The following is an 18,803-nucleotide window of genomic DNA, read 5'->3' as shown; positions in this document are numbered from 1 at the left end:
CTAATTTAGGGGCTTTATGAAAACATACAAACTCCTTTTTTTATTGTTAGTATTTATACAAATATCTTGCAATAGTCAGCAAAAAAAAATAAATGGAATAAGCTTTGTGGCATCTAGAGACACTATTGATGTAACCCATATTTCACCAGTTTTAAGAGTACAAAGCAATTATGTTGCTTTAATGCCTTTTGGTTTTATTAGAGATTTGGCTTTGCCTAAAGTTATTTATAATTCTAATAGACAGTGGTTTGGAGAAACTAGAAGCGGCCTGTTACAATACGCAGAAAGCTTTAAAAAGGTTAACGTAAAAATAATGGTGAAACCCCAAATTTGGATTAGAAGAGGTGTTTTTACGGGGCTTATAGAAATGCATTCTGAAGAAAACTGGAAAACCCTAGAAGATACCTACTCAGATTTTATTTTAACCTACGCAAAAGCAGGAGAACAAATTAATGCAGACATTTTTTGTATAGGAACAGAATTAGAAAAATTTATTGAAAAAAGACCAACATATTGGCGAGAATTAATTGTAAAAATTAGAGAAGTTTACAAAGGAAAATTAACCTACGCTGCAAATTGGGACGAATACAAACATGTTAAATTTTGGAAAGAGTTAGACTATATTGGTATAGATGCATATTTTCCTTTAAGTGATAAACAATCTCCTTCCATTGAAGATTTAGAAATAGGTTGGGAACCACATAAAAAAGAAATTTCACAAATTCAAAAACAATTTCAAAAACCCATTTTGTTTACAGAGTTTGGATATAGAAGTGTAGATTTTACAGGAAAAGAACCCTGGAAATCTGACAGAATTGATGGGAGAATTAATTTTGAAGCTCAATCAAACGGTTTACAAGCAATTCACAATCAGTTTTGGAAAGAAGAATGGTTTGCAGGTGGTTTTGTTTGGAAATGGTTTCATAGTCATGAAAGAGTAGGAGGAGAGAATAATAATAGATTTACGCCTCAAAATAAGCCAGCAGAAACAGTTCTTAGAAAACTATACCAACAATAACAAATCTTTAAAATATGATATATGTCTTTTGTTAATACATTTTTAGACACTAAATTTGAAAGTATAACTATAAATGTAACGTCATGAAAAAAATAATTGTACCTATAGATTTTTCAAATCATTCAGAATATGCTTTAAAAGTAGCAGCGCTTTTGGCTAAAAAGAATAAAGCAACTATTTATGCTTTACACATGTTAGATATAAATGATGTAACACTTTCAGAAAGTACAAGTTACAGTAAGGAAAAAGCTGTTTTTTTATTGAAACTGGCAGAAAAAAAATTTAAAAAATTTTTAAATAAAGAGTATTTAGAAGGCGTTAAAGTAGTACCGGCAATTAACCATTACAAAGTTTTTAGCCAAATTAATACCATTGCAAAAGAAATAAATGCAGATTTGATTATCATGGGGTCACATGGTGCAACTGGTTTAAAAGAATTTTTTGTAGGTTCTAACACAGAAAAAGTAATTAGATATGCCACTGTGCCTGTTTTAATTATAAAAAATGAGTTGGTAGATGTTAATTTTGGAAACATTGTTTTTGCAACAGATTTTTCTGAAGAAAGTATTCCTGCTTTTAAAAAAATGATAGAAACCATAAAATTGTTTCAAGCAAGGTTGCAAATTTTGTATGTAAATTTACCTAATGAAGATTTTAAAACATCTACAGAAATGGATACTTTAGCAACAAACTTTCTACAAAAAGTAGATGGAAATATAGATCGATTGATAAACGTTAATTATGTTTGTGAACGTTCTGTAGAAAGTGGAATTCTAAATTTTTCGAATACAATTGGTGCAGATTTAATTGCTGTAATTACGCATGGTAGAAAAGGATTGTCACATATTTTTGCAGGAAGTATTGCTGAAGATATCGGGAATCATTCTACATTGCCAATTATTAGCTTTAAAATATAAAATAATACATGAAGGGTAGGTTTTTTCTTTTTTTAATTAGTTTTTCGGTACTCTTTTATGGGTGTTCTTCAGATAATGATACAAGTGTTCCTAGAACTTTACAAGAATATATAGACGCAAATTCTGGTAAAGAATTAGATAATATTGTAGCATTAGCAGCTAGTGCAAGTGGGAGTACAACGGATACATATATTTTTTATTATCCAATAGATAATGCCACAGAAATAAGTTATTATGAAGCAGAAAGTACCATTTCAGATGCTACAGACTTTTCTAATTACCGAAGAAAAACACCTACTCATACAAGTGTTTTTGGTGATAAATTAAATCGTTTTTCTCGCTCAAGCTCAGAAGATGGTTGGTGTATTGTTACTTTTTTAGCGGAGGGAAAATTATATAAATCCGATCCAATAAAATTAAAAATTGCTTCTAAACCAACAGAATGGACAACTACTGCAACTATAGAATATCCTACAACCATTACGCCTAAATTTACCTGGGAAGATGGCAGTATTGTAGAAAATACACAGTATTTTCAAATACTTTTTGACGAAGAAAATGATGATGGAGAAGCAGAATTTATTTCAGGAACCTTTACCACAGAAAAAACGTTTCAGTTTTATGATTTAACCAATACAACTTCAAATATTAACGAAGGTAGTACACCTGCAGATTTGGTGGTAGATGAAGAATATTATTTTATAATGATGGGGGTTAGTGAAGATAACTGGGTAAATCTATACATTCAAAAAACCTTTATTCCTAGAAATTTAGAAGAATACATAGCGGCTAATACTACAAAAACATCTAAAGAAGCTATTGCATTTGCGGCAAGTGCCAATAACAGTTTAAGTCTTTCTTATATTTATTATTATCCACCGGTAGGTGTTACGGATATGAGGTTTTATGAAACTGAAAATACATCGGTAGTGGAAACAAACTTTGCTAATTATAGAAGAAAAAGTTTTACAAACACAACCGTTTTTGGAGATAAGTTAAGGCGTTTTTCTAGAACAAGTTCTATAGAAGTTTGGGGTATTGTTACTTTTATTATTGGTGACGAATTTTATGTTTCTAAACCTATAAAAATACAAAATCAGTCAAAACCTACGGAATGGCTTACAGAAATTGACTATGATACTTCTGAAAGGTTGATGCCTAAATTTACATGGACAGATGGATCGAGAGCAGAAAATGAGACCTATTTTGAAGCAATGGTTAGCATTTCTGATGAATTTTTATCAGGAACATTTACCAATGAAAAACAATTTCAATATTATAACAGTGCCAATGTAATTTCAGATATTAATACAGAAACGCCGCCTGAATTAGTTTTATCGGCAACTTATAATTTTACTGTAATGGGCATAAGTGAAGATAATTGGCTAAATTTGGTGATACAAACCACGTTTATAGCTGAATAATGAAATGTAAAGATTATTTGTTTTTTTGTCTAATAATGCTGTATGCTACAACATTTCTTGCTCAAGAAAACAACTTGTTTCTTGTAGAAATTAAAGGCGCTAAAAAAACAAATAGTTCGTTTTTAAAAAAGTTATTATTTACAAAAAAAGGAACAATTTTAGATTCGTTAACCTTACAAAAAGACATTTTACAATTAATAAGATTGCCTGCAATTAGCAATGCTAATTATGAAGTTTTTAATGTGAAAGAGAATTTATACAACGTTATTATAACTGTAGAAGAAAATTACACGCTTATTCCTAACGTTACTATTTGGACCACCACTAATAGTCAGTTTTCTTATAAATTAGGTTTGTATGATTACAATTTTCTGGGAAGAAACATCGCCTTTGGCGGATTTTATCAAAACAACGGATTTGATTCCTATGGTATTAATTTTAGAGCAGAAAATCTATTCTCTAACAAATGGGGTTTAGCTGTAAGTCATCAAAATTGGAAAAGTGAAGAACCACTTTATTTTGAAAATAAAACAGCAAATTATATATATAATAATGTCTCATTTGAAGTATTGGGATTATATCAAATCAACTTAAAAAACAAAATTAATTTTGGTTTAAATCTTTTTAATGAGAAATATCAATATGTATCAGGCATAACAGATCCTTCTATTCCTCAGAAATTAGACTTAAATAAAAAGCTGCTTAAATTTGTGTATTCCTATGATAATTTAGAATCTAATTATCAATATTTAAATGGATTTAAAAGTCTCTTAAACATTCAATTTGTGACTTCAAGCACTTCTTTTCAGAAAGATTTTCTAATTGCTTGGAATGATTTTTTTTATTTTAAGAGAGTAGGAGAGAAAGGTGTTTGGGCAAATAGAATGCGTTTTGGTTTGTCTTCAAATGAAAACACGCCATTTGCACCTTTTGCATTAGATAACAATGTAAACTTACGTGGCGTAGGTATTTTGGTTGATAGAGGAACCGGAGTATTTGTTTGGAATACAGAATATAGACATACTGTTTACGATAAGAATTGGTTGGCCATACAAACTAATTTTTTTACAGATATGGGTTCTTGGAGAAATCCAGGAGGAGAAATTAATGACTTTTTTAAACGTAAAAATGTAAGATTATATACTGGTGTTGGTTTGCGTTTTATCAGCAAAAAAATATACAATGCTATTTTTAGAATCGATTATGGCTTTAGAGTTACAAACAATACTGGGCAATCTAAAGGAGGTTTGGTATTTGGTATTGGTCAATATTTTTAAACTTAATTTAATATTAGTTCTCTTCAAAAAGAAAGAAAACCCTTAGTTTTGCAAAAAAAATAATAGTAATATGAGCACTTTTGCAATAGGAGATATTCATGGAGGGTTAAAAGCGTTAATTCAGGTTTTAAATAAACTAGAATTGAAAGAAAATGACACCATTATATTTATGGGAGATTATGTAGATGGTTGGAGCGAATCTGCACAAGTTGTTCAGTTTTTACTAGAATTATCTCAAAAATTTGAATGTATTTTTATTAAAGGAAATCATGATGTTTGGTGCCAAAACTGGTTAAAAGATTCAAATGACGTAAATCCTTCTTGGTTTATGCATGGCGGTAAAGAAACGATGGAAAGTTATGACGGTTTTTCTGATGAAGAAAAAAAACAACATCTACACTTTTTCGATAATTTGCCATTGTATCATATAGATAAAGACAATAAGTTGTTTTTACATGCTGGTTTTACATCGTTACATGGCGTTGAAAAAGAGCAATTTCAAGAGCTATTTTATTTAGACAGATCTTTATGGGAAATGCTTTTAGCCTTAGATAGTACCATAGAAAAAGACTCGATGTTTTATCCTAAAAGAATACAACATTATAAAGAAATTTATATTGGGCATACGCCAACAACCAATTATAATAACCCCAACCCAATGAATATTGCCAATGTTTGGAATGTGGATACTGGTGCTGCTTTTAAAGGAAAAGTTACAGGGATAAATATTGATACAAAAGCGTTTGTACAAAGTGATAATTTGCCCAATTTGTATCCTGATGAAAAAGGTAGAAATAAGTAATTTAAATAATCATTACTAGGAAGTACGACGTGGCAATCTGTTAATTAGTTAGGCTGTATTTGCGATTATTTTGTCACTGAAAAAACAGCATTAACAGATTGCTTCGTACGTAATTAAATTTTATCTCTATAATTATTCAATCGTTAAAATTAAATCTTCAGAATTAACCATTATTCCGGGTTTTAAGATTATTTTTTTAATTGTTGTGTCTTCAACTGCTGTAATTGTTGTTTCCATTTTCATGGCTTCAATAATAAATAAAGGTTGATTTTTTGTTACTTTTTCACCCTTTTTCACCAAAATAGTAGACAACATTCCTTGTAAAGGAGCTCCTATCTCTTTCGGGTCATTTTTATCAACTTTTATGTGTTCAACAGTATGTACTTTAATAGATGCGTCTTTTATTTGTACATATCTACCCTGTCCGTTTACTTTAAAATAAACGGTAACCATACCATTTTCATTAGGTTTTCCTACAGAATCTAAGGTTATTAATAATGTTTTTCCTCTATCTAATTCAATAATTATTTCTTCACCTCTTTCCATTCCGTAGAAGAAATTTTTGGTGGGTAAATTAATTAAACTATCATATTTTAAATGCTTGTTATACGCATCTGTAAATACTTTTGGATATAATTTATAAGATAAGAAATCTGTAAAATTGATAGGTCTGCTTAAATCGTTTTCAAATATTTTTCTAAAGTCTTTGTAGGCTTCATCAATATCTAAAGGTGCAATATGCGCATTTGGTCTGTCTGTATAAGGTTTTTGGCCCTTTAGAATTAACTTTTGCAAATCTTTAGGAAAACCGCCAACTGGCTGACCTAAATCTCCTTTAAAGAAACTGACTACAGATTGCGGAAACGAAATTGTATCTCCACGTTCTAACACATCTTGTACTGTTAAATTATTACTGACCAAATATTGCGCCATGTCTCCAACTACTTTAGAACTTGGAGTTACTTTTACAATATCACCAAAAAGAAGATTTACATCACCATACATTTTTGTGATTTCATGAAAACGGTCTTCTAAACCTAGTGCTTGAGCTTGTGGTTTTAAGTTAGAATATTGTCCTCCAGGAATCTCATGTTTAAAAACTTCTCCAGAACCAGATTTTAACCCAGATTCAAACGGATAATAATATTCTCTAACAGTTTCCCAATAGTTAGAATATTCATTTAAAGAATCAATATTTAAATTACTTTCTCGGTTGTTATATTTTAACATTTCTACAACCGAATTAAAATTAGGTTGCGATGTTAAGCCAGACAAACCTCCTAAAGCAACATCAACTACATCTACGCCAGCTTCAATTGCTTTTAAATAAGTTGCCGATTGTATGGATGAGGTATCGTGTGTATGTAAATGAATTGGAATATTTATTTCTTGTTTTAAAGCTGAAACCAACTCAAAAGCTGCATACGGTTTTAATAAGCCAGCCATATCTTTAATGGCTAAAATATGTGCACCTGCGTTTTCGATATCTTTGGCTAATGAAGTATAATATTTTAGGTTGTATTTGGTGTTTTTCGGATTTAAAATATCACCTGTATAACAAATAGATCCTTCTGCTAATCCGTTGGTTTTGGTACGCACGTGTTCTATACAAGGTGCTATAGATTTCATCCAGTTTAGAGAATCGAAAATTCTAAAAATATCGACTCCATTTTCCCAAGATTTTTCTACAAAACTTGCTATTAAATTATCTGAATAGGCGGTATAACCAACTCCATTAGATCCTCTAATTAGCATTTGTAGCAAAACATTTGGCATTGCTTTTCGTAATCTTTGCAATCTTTCCCAAGGATTTTCTTGTAAAAATCGCATACAAACATCAAAAGTTGCGCCTCCCCAAACTTCCATACTAAAAATATCTGGATTGTTTTTTGCATAGCCTTCTGCAATATTCAGCATATCAAAAGTTCGCATTCTGGTTGCTAATAAACTTTGATGTGCATCTCGCATGGTGGTATCTGTAAAATGAATTTTCTTTTCATTTTTTAACCATTCAGAAAATTTTTCTGGACCTAATTCCGTTAATAAATCTTTTGTTCCTTTAGGATAAGCAGCATTGGCATCAAATTTAGGAACAATGGGTTTTACAAAGGTTTTTGTTGGGTCTAATTTTTTAACATCCGGATTTCCGTTTACAATTACATCTCCTAAATACGTTACAAGTTTTGTAGCTCTATTTCTGGGAGCTTTAAAAATAAATAAATCAGGATTTTGTTTGATAAAATTTACAGTAACTTTTCCTTTTCTAAAAGTTTCATGTTGTAAAATATTGTCAAGAAAAAGCATGTTTGTTTTTACACCTCTAATTCTAAATTCGGCCAAAGCACGTCTTACTTTTCTACAAGCGCCGTCTAAAGTTCTGCTGTTTGCGGTAACTTTAACTAACATAGAATCGAAAAAAGGTGAAATTACTGCACCTTGATATACGCTTCCTGCATCTAATCGAATACCGAAACCAGAAGCACTTCTATAGGTTGTAATTTCTCCGTAATCTGGCTTAAAATCATTCTGTGGGTCTTCAGTAGTAATTCTACATTGCAATGCAAAACCATTTACTTGTACAGATTCTTGACTAGGAATTTTTATTTGTTGATCAGACAATTTATATCCACCAGCAATAAATAATTGTGTTTTTATTAAATCGATATTTGTAACTACTTCAGTAACCGTATGTTCTACTTGAACTCTAGGGTTTACCTCAATAAAATAGATAGAATCGTCATCATCAACCAAAAACTCTACTGTACCAATATTATTATAGTTTACTGCTTTACAAATGTCTATTGCATACTTGTAAAGTTCTTCTTTTGTTTCTGGTTTTAATCCAAAAGAAGGTGCAAATTCAATTACTTTTTGATAACGACGTTGCACAGAGCAATCGCGTTCAAACAAATGCACCGTATTTCCGTAATTATCGGCAACTATTTGAATTTCTATGTGTTTTGGGTTTTCTACAAATTTTTCAAGAAAAACCGTATCATCACCAAAAGCATTTAAAGCTTCACGTTTACTTTCATTAAAAGCACCTTTTAATTCTGCTGCTTCTCTTATTACTCGCATTCCTCTTCCACCACCACCAGAAGCCGCTTTTAGCATAATAGGATACCCAATTAGTTCAGCTTCACTTAAAGCGGTTTCAATATTTATTAAAGGTTTTTTGTTACTTCTAATTATAGGAATATTGTTGTCTAAAGCAACCTTTTTTGCGGTAATTTTATCACCTAAAGATTGTAAAACGGATACCTTGGGTCCGATAAAAATAATTCCGTTGTCTTCACATTTTTGAGCAAAGTTTGCATTTTCAGATAAAAAACCATAACCAGGATGAATAGCGTCTGCATTATTTTCTAAGGCAACTCTAATAAGTTCATCAATATTTAAATAGGGTTTTAAAGGCTCTTTGTCTGCACCAATTTGATAAGATTCATCGGCCTTGTATCTATGTAAAGAGTACCTGTCTTCAAAGGTGTAAACACCTACTGTTTTAACGTTTATTTCTGTACAGGCTCTAAAAATTCTAATGGCAATTTCTCCTCTGTTGGCAACAAGCACTTTTTTGATCTTCATCTTTTGGAATATATTTTAGAAATTAATTATAAACTTTGCTGCTAAAGATACTAAGGCAGAAGTATTATGTCAATGTTTTTAGGTGATTTTTTTTTTTAATAGATAAAACTGTTACTTTTAATGTTACAAGGATCTATGAAAAAAGGTTTAATTTAATTTTATAAAGTTGAAAAATCAATTCAAACTCCTAATGTCACACTGAGCATGTCGAAGTGCAAGTAAAATGGTCTTCGACAGGCTCATACTGACATCCGTTAGGTAAAATGTACTTTGGAATAATTGTAAAAATGTGAATTTTAACTATCAAATTATCAAGGTAAAACTTAAAACAATTAAACCTCCAAATGTCACACTGAGCGTGTCGAAGTGCAAGCAAAAGGGTCTTCGACAGGCTCAGACTGACATCCGTTAGGTAAAATGTTCTTTGGAATAATTGTAAAAATGTGAATTTAAAACGATAAACTTATTAAGGTAAAACTTAAAAGAATTCAACCTCAAAATGTCACACTGAGCTTGTCGAAGTGCAAGCAATATGGTCTTCGACAGGCTCAGACTGACATCCGTTAGGTAAAATGTTCTTTGGACTGATTGTCAATAAAATGTGAATTTAAAACGATAAAATTATCAAGGTAAAAGCTAAATCAATTCAAACACCAAATGTCACAATGAGCGTGTTGAAGTGCAAGCAAAATAGTCTTCGACAAGCTCAGACTGACATCTGTTAGGTAAAATGTTCTTTGGAGTGATTGTCAATAAAATGTGAAATTAAAACGATAAATTTATTAAGGTAAAAGCTAAACCTAATTCAATTTCCAAATGTCACACTGAGCTTGTCGAAGTGCAAGCAAAATAGTCTTCTACAAGCTCAGACTGACATCTGTTAGGTAAAATGTTCTTTGGAATAATTGTAAAAATGTGAATTTAAACTACCAAATTATCAAGGTAAAACCTAAATCAATTCAAACACCAAATGTCACATTGAGCATGTAGAAGTGCAAGTAAAATGGTCTTCGACACGCTCAGTGTGACATTTGGAGGTTTAATTGTTTTAAGTTTTACCTTGATAATTTGATAGTTAAAATTCACATTTTTACAATTATTCCAAAGAACATTTTACTTAACGGATGTCAGTCTGAGCTTTTCGAAGACCCTTTTGATTGCACTTCGACAAGCTCAGACTGACATCCGTTAGGTAAAATGTTCTTTGGAGTGATTGTCAATAAAATGTGAAATTAAAACGATAAATTTATTAAGGTAAAAGCTAAACCTAATTCAATTTCCAAATGTCACACTGAGCTTGTCGAAGTGCAAGCAAAATAGTCTTCGACAAGCTCAGACTGACATCCGTTAGGTAAAATGTTCTTTGGACTGATTGTCAATAAAATGTGAATTTAAAACGATAAAATTATCAAGGTAAAACTTAAAACAATTAAACCTCAAAATGTTACATTGAGGTTGTCGAAGTGCAAGTAAAAGGGTCTTCGACAGGCTCAAGCTGACATCCGTCAAGTAAATTGTTCTTTGGAGTGATTGTCAATAAAATGTGAATTTAGAACGATAAAATTATCAAGTAAAACCTAAACCAAATTTAAACTCCAACTGTCACACTGAGCTTGTCGAAGTGCAATCAAAAGGGTCTTCGAAAAGCTCAGACTGACATCCGTTAAGTAAAATGTTCTTTGGAATAATTGTAAAAATGTGAATTTTAACTATCAAATTATCAAGGTAAAACTTAAAACAATTAAACCTCCAAATGTCACACTGAGCGTGTCGAAGTGCAAGCAAAATAGTCTTCGACAGGCTCAGACTGACATCCGTTAAGTAAATTGTTCTGAAGATGGATTATCAATAAAACGTGAATTTAAAACGATAAAATTATCAAGGTAAAAGCTAAATCAATTCAATCTCCAAATGTCACATTGAGCTTGTAGAAGTGCCAGTATCCACATACCACCTTGTTGTGCAAACACTTGTACAGAAAGGAGTAAAAATAGTACTCTAATATATTTCAATATTGATGAATTTAATAAGATATAAAGATACAAAAAGGGTTACTTTTTACCTAAAGGATAGATTTCTTGTTCGATGAAATTTTTTGGAAATTCTTCATCACCTTCAAAACCCAATTCTATGTCTCTACCAGAATACGGAATGTAGTTTGTTTTAAAAATATAATCCCAGATACTTAATGTAATTCCGAAGTTTACACCATTTTTTCTGTCTTCTGGCAATTTTTTTACATGATGCCAAATGTGCATTTTAGGGTTGTTTAAAATGTATTTTAACCAGCCATAATCCCAATTAATATTTGCGTGATTTAAATGACCAATAGTAATATTAAAGAAGTGAACAAAAGCTACATCTTGCGCAGAAAAACCACCAATAATTGCCAACGGAATGTATTTTAGAGAATTGTAAACTACAGGCTCCATCCAGTGGTAACGCAAGTGTGCGGCAAAACCCATTTGTTTTACAGAGTGATGTACTTTGTGAAAATTCCATAAAAATTCATATTGATGTAGTAATCTATGTGTCCACCATTGTACAAAGTCAATAACTATAAAAAAGATAAAAATTCTTGCAATAAAAGGTAGTTTGTTTATTTCTACAAGTTGAAAATTAGTAATAGATAGCCCTACAATTCCTAAAATATCATTAAATAATTCAGCAGCAGAATTAGACAAAGCGATAAGTACAATTAAATTTAAAATGAAGAAATTAAAAAACATATAAAAGCTGTCTAACCAAAAATCTTTTCTAAATACAGATTGATTTTTTCGCCAAGGAAATATCATTTCCAATGCCCAAACAACAAGTGAAATAATGATTAATCCGTAGAAATAGTTTTCCCAATTCAGTTCCATTAAAACAGATTGTTTTACATAGTTCCAATAACCGGAATAGGAGTTTTTTATGATGTCTAGGTATTTGTTCATTTGTTTAGTTGTATATGTTTTAAAGATTAAAAAACCTTGAAGATCTCAAAATTCATATCATTCCAGATAAATATATTTGTTTTTTTCATTTATAAAAATGCTTTTCTCTAAATGAGTTTCATTAAAGTTTTCTTTTCCATCAAAAAAACTTAATACTTCTTCTCTTTCAATATTTGTTTCTTTTGATGATAAACACGTTTTAAAAGTAGAATATTTATAATTTTTAAAATTATTGGTAATTTGATGATGTTCTGGGTTTAAGTGAATGTATAAAATCAAGTTTTTTAAATAACTTTCTTCATCAATTTTAATTCTTTTAAAAGGTTTTTCAAATAAACTTCCTGTTCTACCGTATTTTTTATTTATGGCTTTAGTGTAGGCGTTAAATAAGTTGGAAAAATGTCTAGAAGAAGTTTCACAAGTATCATTAATTCTCAATAAAAGATGAAAATGATTTTTTAAAAGACAAAAGGAATAAATTTTAGATTTAGGTAAAAGATATTTTTTTATTAAACTCAAAAAATAAGCATAGTTAATTTCCTCAAAGAAAATATCTTGACCATTATTACCCCTATTATAAATATGGTAAAAATTTCCAGGGTTTATTCTTTCTCTTTGCATATCTTTTATTTCAAGGTCTTTTCAATTTTTATAATGTTATACAAATTTTGCTTTTGAGCCCCTTCAGGTTTTAAAAACCTGAAGGGGCTGATCTTTATAAGTTAAAATAAATGATTTACAACACCTTAATAACCTCTTTAAATAATGTAATCATTCTAGGTTCTGCTTCTCCGGCAACGGCAATAATTTCTGCAATGTCTACAGGTTGTAAGTTTTTAGGATCACATTCATCCGTTAATACAGAAACGGCAGCACAAGGTAGGTTTAGTTGTTTGGCAACAATAACTTCAGGAACTGTACTCATGCCAACGGCATCAGTTTCTAAAATTTGCAACATTCTATATTCTGCTCTGGTTTCTAATTGCGGACCTAAAACACTTGCATAAACTCCTTGGTGTAATTGAATTTTCTGCGCTTGCGCAATTTCCTTTAATTTTATATTGATTTCCCTAGAGTACGGAGCAAGCATATCGGCAAAAATATTTCCAAAATTATTGGCTCCTTTAAAAGCCAAAGGAGAACTTCCTTGTAAGTTAATGTGATCTTCAATCAACATTAAATCTCCTTTCTTGTAGCTTAGGTTAATAGCGCCAGCTGCATTTGAAATCAATAGATTTTTAATTCCTAAACCATGCATGGTTCTAATTCCGTATGTTACTTCCCATGCATTGTAGCCTTCGTATAAATGAAAACGGCCAGACATTACAACTACTTTTTTACCAGATAATTTTCCGTAAATTAATTTACCAGAATGAAACTCTACGGTTGCCACTGGGAAATTTGGAATTTCTGAATATGGTATTTCTTGTTCAATTGAAATTTCATCCACAAGTTTTCCCAATCCAGTACCTAAAACAATTCCTGTTTCTGGGTTTGTAATTCCGTTTGATTTTAAAAAATCGATGGTTTCTTGTAATTGTTGTTTTTTCATATCTATCTTTTTGTCATTACAAAAGAGGTACAAATGAAGTAATCTCTCTAAAAATAAGATTGCTTTGTGTCTTGGCAATAACGTTTTTTACTGAATAACTAGTTTCTGTGTTTTTGATTTTCCATCAACATCAATTTTAACCAAATAAATTCCTTTACGAAAAGCAGAAATATCTATGGTTTGTTCTGTTGTTTTTGGTTGATGTAGCACTTGTTTTCCTAAGACATTAAAAATACGAATTTCCGCAGAAATATTGCCTAAACTGGTTAGTTGAATTTTGTTTTTTGCAGGATTTGGAAAGAGACTAATTTTATCTATGCTAAACGTGTTATTTTCTAAAACAGCGCAAGTATCGGAATTGAATGTATTAAAAGTACCTAAATCCCAAAAATGATTATACTCTAAGCAATAGAAGAAAATTGTATCAAATTTAGTTATGTCTTTTCCTTCAGGAATAGAAACTGTAAAAGTTTGTTGCCCGGTTGCTTGTGTTAAACCAATTTCAAAGTGATTTAAATTGGCAATAAGCGTAGTTGCTAAAACGGAATTAGAAAGCCCATTTGAAGCTACTAAAAAAGCTCTAACATCTGGTCCGGAGGTTGTGCTAAAATTACTTGCTAAATTTAACGTAATGCTATTGTTTGTATTTAAAGTTATAGAAACATCGCCAGTAATATTATAAGCTGCATTTTCTGGATTGTTACCAAAACCATATACGTTTTCTACACATTGAGCATTTGATTGTAAAGCAAGAAAAGCAAAAAGGAAGGTAAGTAAAATTGTTTTCATGTAACATTATTTAGAATTAATAAACCTTGACATAATTTCAGGAATACCAATGATATCCTCATATATATCTATGTCGTTTTTAATTGCTAATAATTTCACTTTTTTATTTTTTAAATCTTGTAAGGTGTCTTTCCGAACGGATGAGGTTCCCCAGTTTTTATTTTTAAAGATGTTTTCTTGTAAAGAATTCATTCCTAAAAGATAATAACCACCATCTTCAGCAGGACCAATTACAACATCATTTTTCTCTAGTTCTATAAACGCTTTTTCTATATTTTCTGATGACAAGTCGTACAAATCGCTGCCAATAATCATCACTTTTTGATAACCAGCATCAAAACCGTTTTTAAAAGCATTTAACATTCTAATGCCTAAATCTTCTCCAACTTGTTGGTGTTTTTGATATATATTTGCATCCCAAATATCATTTTCTCTGATTTTTACGGAATAATAAACAGCCTTGTCTGAAGTTACTTTAGATGAAATATCACGTGTTTTTTGAAGTAAAAATGTATAGATTTCTAGGGCAGTTTCATCACCAACCGTTTTTGCCAAACGTGTTTTTGCCTTTCCTAATTCAGGATTTCTGGTAAAAATTAAAAGTAAGTTTTTAGTCATCATTTTTTTACAGCTCTATTGTAATCTAAGATTTTTTTTTGATTTTTCAACCATCAACCATCAACCATCAACCATCAACCATCAACCATCAACCATCAACCATCAACCAATAACCAATAACCATCAACCAACTACTCATACACTTTTTGCCCTTTTGTAAGCCATTTGCCCCATTCTTTATTAAAAGCGTGTACATTTTCTGTTGTATTTCCTAAGGTGTCTATTACTTTAAAATTGTTGTTTTTCCATTCAAAAATTCCACCGTACAAATTATAAACGTTGGTATATCCTTCTTTTATTAATTGATGTGCAATAATTTCAGAACGAATGCCTAATGAGCAATAGACTACAATTTTTGCGTTTTTATTTTCGGGTAATTTTTCTAAAGTTTTATGGATATTAAAATCATCAAAACCTACACAAGTTGCGTTTTTTAAATGACTAACTTTATATTCTTTTTGCTCTCTTGCATCTAACAAAACAGTTGTTGTTTTAGTTGATGCCAAACTATCCACAGAAATATAAGGAACATTATTTTTATTGAATTGGTTTAATAATTTATCTAACTTCTTTTGTCCGAAAGAAACTGAATTTATCAGAATAAAAAGTAAAAGTATTTTTTTCAAGTTATTGATTTTTTATTTTTTACCAAATCCATCTGAAATGGTTAACAACATCCACCGCCATCATAATGAAACGTAGAAGGAGAAAAGAAAATATCATCTCGTCCTAAATTTTCTAAGGCAGCAGCAGTTTTATCACAAATTGCCAATGGCTGATTTTTTAACAACGTATGACCTAAGCCATCATCAAAATAATCTTCATCACCATAATAAATAGCAGCTTTTCCAGTAAAAATACATGGTCCGTCTGCTGGCATTGGGTCTTTAATTGCCGCAACTTCTATAGATTCAATATAAATTAATCTGTCTGTAGGGTAATTTTTAGGATCTAAAATTCTATAGGGTTTTCTTGCTCTAATTTCTATGGTTCCAAAACCCGCATCTGTTAACGCTTTTACATAATCTGCAATAGATAAGCTACCGCTTAAGCACAAAGCACGCAAACGTTCATCATTACGTAATTCATCATTCATGGGTTGTTCACAAGTTGGGTCACTCATCACCAATTTTCCATGAGGTTTTAAAACTCTGTACATTTCTGCAATGGCTTTCTTTAAATCATCAGACTTAAAAATATTGAACAAACAATTTTGTGCTGCCACATCAATAGAAGAATCTTCTACAGGTAAATCCATAGCATCACCTTTTCGTAAATCAACAAAATCAGATTTGAACCAATCGTTTTGTTCTTCAGCAATTGTAAAGTTTTTTCTAGAGGCTTCTAACATTTCATCAACCACATCTAAACCAATTACGCCACCTTTATTTCTGTTAAAATAAGCAAATTGAAGTAATTCCATTCCGCCACCAACACCAACATACAACATTTTAGGGTTGTTGGTTAAATCTCTAGCGTGTACTGTAGAACCGCAACCGTAGTTCATTTCTTGCATAATCCTTGGGATTTTTAAACCTGGTAATTCCCAAACAGGATTTGTAGTACAACAAAGGCCTACATCTGGTGTTAATGCTGCTTCTTTATATACATTATGTGTGGTTTCTAAATAACTCATGTTTTATTTTTATTGATAAATTACGCAACAACTCCTTGGCAGCTACTTCCTGCGCCAGCAGTACATCCGTAACAATGTTGATTGATTATAATATCTCTGTTTTGTAACAACTCTTCATTATACTCTGAAATGTGTTTTATTTTACTGGCTACTTTTAGGTTTAGCATTTGGTTAAAATCACAATCGTATAACCAACCGTCCCAACTTATGGATAACGTATTTGTACACATTACGTTTTCAACGGCAGCAGGGTTGTACGCATCTACTAAAGAAATCATATAATCTTCGTAATTTTCTGATGCGATTAAATAATCTAAAAATCTACTAATTGGTAAATTGGTAATGGCAAATAAGCTATGAAAATCTATGTTAAAATCTGCTTTTAAGGCCTTTTTAAAATCGTTTTCTAATGCCATTTGATCTCCGGGTAAAAATGCTCCTGACGGATTATAGACTAAATCTAGTTTTAAACCAGAACCTTCTAAACCATAACCAACAGCATTTAATTCTTGCAAGGCTTTTATAGATGTATCAAAAACTCCGTCTCCACGTTGTTTGTCCGTTTTTCCACGTGTCCAATGTGGCATGGATGAAACTACATGTACATTGTGTTTTTTAAAGAACTCAGGTAAATCGTAGTATTTTTTATTTGCTCTAATAATGGTGAGATTAGAACGAACAATAAAATCTTTAATTCCTGCTTTTGCCGCTTCTTCTACAAACCATCTAAAATTAGGGTTCATTTCTGGCGCGCCACCAGTTAAATCTAAGGTATGTGCTTTTGTTTTTTTAATAACTTCCAAACATTGCTGCATGGTTTCTATAGTCATAATTTCTTTTCTATCCGGACCTGCATCTACATGGCAATGAGAGCAAACTTGGTTGCACATATAGCCTAAGTTTATTTGTAGAATTTCTAGTTTTTTAGGACGTAAAGGAAACTGATTTGTTTCTTTAATTTTTGCAGAAAAAGTGGGTAATTCTCCATTAGCAAACATGCCGTTTGACAGAATTTCCATCTGACGAGCCGTATTTGCAATGTCGTTATTTCTTGCTTTTAATGATTTTGTAGCCATTTTATAAGTTTACAGTTTACAGTCTCAGTTTACAGTAGACGCTTAACTGAATACTGCTACTGAATACTGCTAACTATTATCCGTCAAGTTTATTAACTTTATTCATCATTTGAACTCCGTGTACTAAGGTTGCGCCACTTTTAATGGCTGCCCCTACATGAATTGCTTCCATCATTTGTTCTTTGGTAATGCCGCGTTGTAAACCGTCTTTTGTGTAAGCATCTATGCAATACGGGCATTGTTCTGTATGTGCAACCGCTAAAGCGATTAAAGATTTTTCTCTAGCCGTTAATGCGCCTTCTTCAAACACTTTTCCGTAATAATCAAAAAACTTGTTTCCAAGTTCTTCGCTCCATTCTGTTATTTTACCGAATTTTCTTAAATCGGCAGCATCATAATAGTTTTTTGACATTGTTTGTGCTTTATTTTGGATAAAAAATAAAAATACTACTTTCCGTTTAAAGACCAATTATATTTTAAATAACTGACTTTTGCACCAGAGCTAATTTCAGTTGCAGAGTATTTATTTATAAAGTGGACAACTGAACCATTTTTGGTAAAATCTTCTTTAAACCAATCGAATATTGAAGAAAGTTGTACGCTTTTTTGGGTAATCTTATTTTTAGAAGAATCATTGATGAATTCTTTCATTAAACGTGTTAATTCTCTATCAATATTTTCTTCTGTAAATGCAATATTAGAGAGTTTAGGACAAGACACAGAAGCACAATTAACACCTACATGAATTTTTGGGTCTGAGAAATTTTTACGTAAAATTTGATGTTCTATATGGTCTAAAGTATACGTTTTTCCACCAATATTTGCAAAAGGTATTTTCCAAGCGGTGTTTCCTTTTTCTTTGATGTCTGTAATACTTTTTATGTTTTTTGCCTGTATTGCATGAAGAATTAAATAAATTGTATATGCATTATAGGCATTAATCCAAAATGCTTTCTGTTTATTTAAAGACCAAGATTTGTCTGGAGAGTTTTTTTCTAAGTAGGTTACATATTGTTTTAGTTTTACACCATCAAAGTTTTTGTAATCAACAACACCGTCTTTAGTAACATGCTTTTGTAATAATTCATTAAAAATAGCGGTTTGCGCATTTGACTGGGATACAAATAAAACGCCAATCAATACTAGATATATATATTTCATTCTTATTTTTAT

Annotated in this window: 16 protein-coding genes; 5 read left to right on the top strand and 11 right to left on the bottom strand. The window is 31.0% G+C overall.

Translation table 11 applies throughout. From position 1 onward, the window contains the following. Positions 1–16 precede the first annotated feature (16 nt). The 5 genes from ACSHW5_RS04615 to ACSHW5_RS04595 all read left to right on the top strand — a co-directional run bounded on the left by ACSHW5_RS04615 (position 17) and on the right by ACSHW5_RS04595 (position 5,438). Positions 17–1,018, top strand: coding sequence for a glycoside hydrolase family 113 (locus ACSHW5_RS04615; RefSeq protein WP_435674935.1), 1,002 nt, complete (start codon positions 17–19; stop codon positions 1,016–1,018). Between the two features lie 83 nt (positions 1,019–1,101). Then, a complete protein-coding gene (locus ACSHW5_RS04610; RefSeq protein ID WP_435674934.1) occupies positions 1,102–1,935 on the top strand; it encodes a universal stress protein in 834 nt (277 codons plus the stop codon). Between the two features lie 8 nt (positions 1,936–1,943). Further along, on the top strand, positions 1,944–3,359 hold the full coding sequence (locus tag ACSHW5_RS04605) for a hypothetical protein (protein ID WP_435674933.1): 1,416 nt from the start codon (positions 1,944–1,946) through the stop codon (positions 3,357–3,359). 35 nt (positions 3,360–3,394) lie between these two features. Next, on the top strand, positions 3,395–4,636 hold the full coding sequence (locus ACSHW5_RS04600; protein WP_435674932.1) for an outer membrane protein assembly factor: 1,242 nt from the start codon (positions 3,395–3,397) through the stop codon (positions 4,634–4,636). 70 nt (positions 4,637–4,706) lie between these two features. After that, positions 4,707–5,438 (top strand): metallophosphoesterase family protein, encoded by a 732-nt coding sequence (locus ACSHW5_RS04595; RefSeq protein WP_435674931.1) that lies wholly within the window; start codon positions 4,707–4,709, stop codon positions 5,436–5,438. 132 nt (positions 5,439–5,570) lie between these two features. Here the strand turns inward: ACSHW5_RS04595 and ACSHW5_RS04590 are convergent, their stop codons facing one another. From ACSHW5_RS04590 to ACSHW5_RS04540, 11 genes are all read right to left on the bottom strand, one after another. After that, positions 5,571–9,023 carry a pyruvate carboxylase gene (locus ACSHW5_RS04590; RefSeq protein ID WP_435674930.1) on the bottom strand — a complete coding sequence of 1,151 codons (3,453 nt, stop codon included), beginning with the start codon at positions 9,021–9,023 and terminating at the stop codon, positions 5,571–5,573. Between the two features lie 2,051 nt (positions 9,024–11,074). Then, positions 11,075–11,959 (bottom strand): sterol desaturase family protein, encoded by an 885-nt coding sequence (locus ACSHW5_RS04585; protein ID WP_435674929.1) that lies wholly within the window; start codon positions 11,957–11,959, stop codon positions 11,075–11,077. Between the two features lie 57 nt (positions 11,960–12,016). Continuing rightward, on the bottom strand, positions 12,017–12,580 hold the full coding sequence (locus ACSHW5_RS04580; RefSeq protein ID WP_435674928.1) for a transposase: 564 nt from the start codon (positions 12,578–12,580) through the stop codon (positions 12,017–12,019). 115 nt (positions 12,581–12,695) lie between these two features. Then, entirely contained in the window at positions 12,696–13,511 is an 816-nt protein-coding gene (locus ACSHW5_RS04575; protein WP_435674927.1) for a purine-nucleoside phosphorylase, read from the bottom strand. Between the two features lie 87 nt (positions 13,512–13,598). Further along, positions 13,599–14,300, bottom strand: coding sequence for a DM13 domain-containing protein (locus ACSHW5_RS04570; protein WP_435674926.1), 702 nt, complete (start codon positions 14,298–14,300; stop codon positions 13,599–13,601). Positions 14,301–14,306: 6 nt separating this feature from the next. Further along, a complete protein-coding gene (locus ACSHW5_RS04565; protein WP_435675008.1) occupies positions 14,307–14,918 on the bottom strand; it encodes a TIGR04282 family arsenosugar biosynthesis glycosyltransferase in 612 nt (203 codons plus the stop codon). 131 nt (positions 14,919–15,049) lie between these two features. Beyond that, entirely contained in the window at positions 15,050–15,544 is a 495-nt protein-coding gene (locus ACSHW5_RS04560; RefSeq protein WP_435674925.1) for a rhodanese-like domain-containing protein, read from the bottom strand. 41 nt (positions 15,545–15,585) lie between these two features. Further along, complete coding sequence (arsM, locus tag ACSHW5_RS04555) at positions 15,586–16,554, bottom strand: arsenosugar biosynthesis arsenite methyltransferase ArsM (RefSeq protein ID WP_435674924.1); 969 nt, start codon at positions 16,552–16,554, stop codon at positions 15,586–15,588. Between the two features lie 20 nt (positions 16,555–16,574). After that, positions 16,575–17,630 carry an arsenosugar biosynthesis radical SAM (seleno)protein ArsS gene (gene arsS / locus ACSHW5_RS04550; RefSeq protein WP_435674923.1) on the bottom strand — a complete coding sequence of 352 codons (1,056 nt, stop codon included), beginning with the start codon at positions 17,628–17,630 and terminating at the stop codon, positions 16,575–16,577. A 76-nt stretch (positions 17,631–17,706) separates the two neighbouring features. Beyond that, positions 17,707–18,042 carry an arsenosugar biosynthesis-associated peroxidase-like protein gene (locus ACSHW5_RS04545; protein ID WP_339662064.1) on the bottom strand — a complete coding sequence of 112 codons (336 nt, stop codon included), beginning with the start codon at positions 18,040–18,042 and terminating at the stop codon, positions 17,707–17,709. 35 nt (positions 18,043–18,077) lie between these two features. Beyond that, the gene (locus tag ACSHW5_RS04540; RefSeq protein ID WP_435674922.1) at positions 18,078–18,791 is read right to left on the bottom strand and encodes a DUF547 domain-containing protein; all 714 of its coding nucleotides are present in this window, start codon (positions 18,789–18,791) and stop codon (positions 18,078–18,080) included. Positions 18,792–18,803 lie beyond the last annotated feature (12 nt).

The organism is Polaribacter sp. (assembly GCF_051251875.1).
Taxonomy (GTDB): domain Bacteria; phylum Bacteroidota; class Bacteroidia; order Flavobacteriales; family Flavobacteriaceae; genus Polaribacter.
The sequence above is the reverse complement of the archived record's forward strand: the minus strand, read 5'-3'. Positions and strand labels throughout refer to the sequence as shown.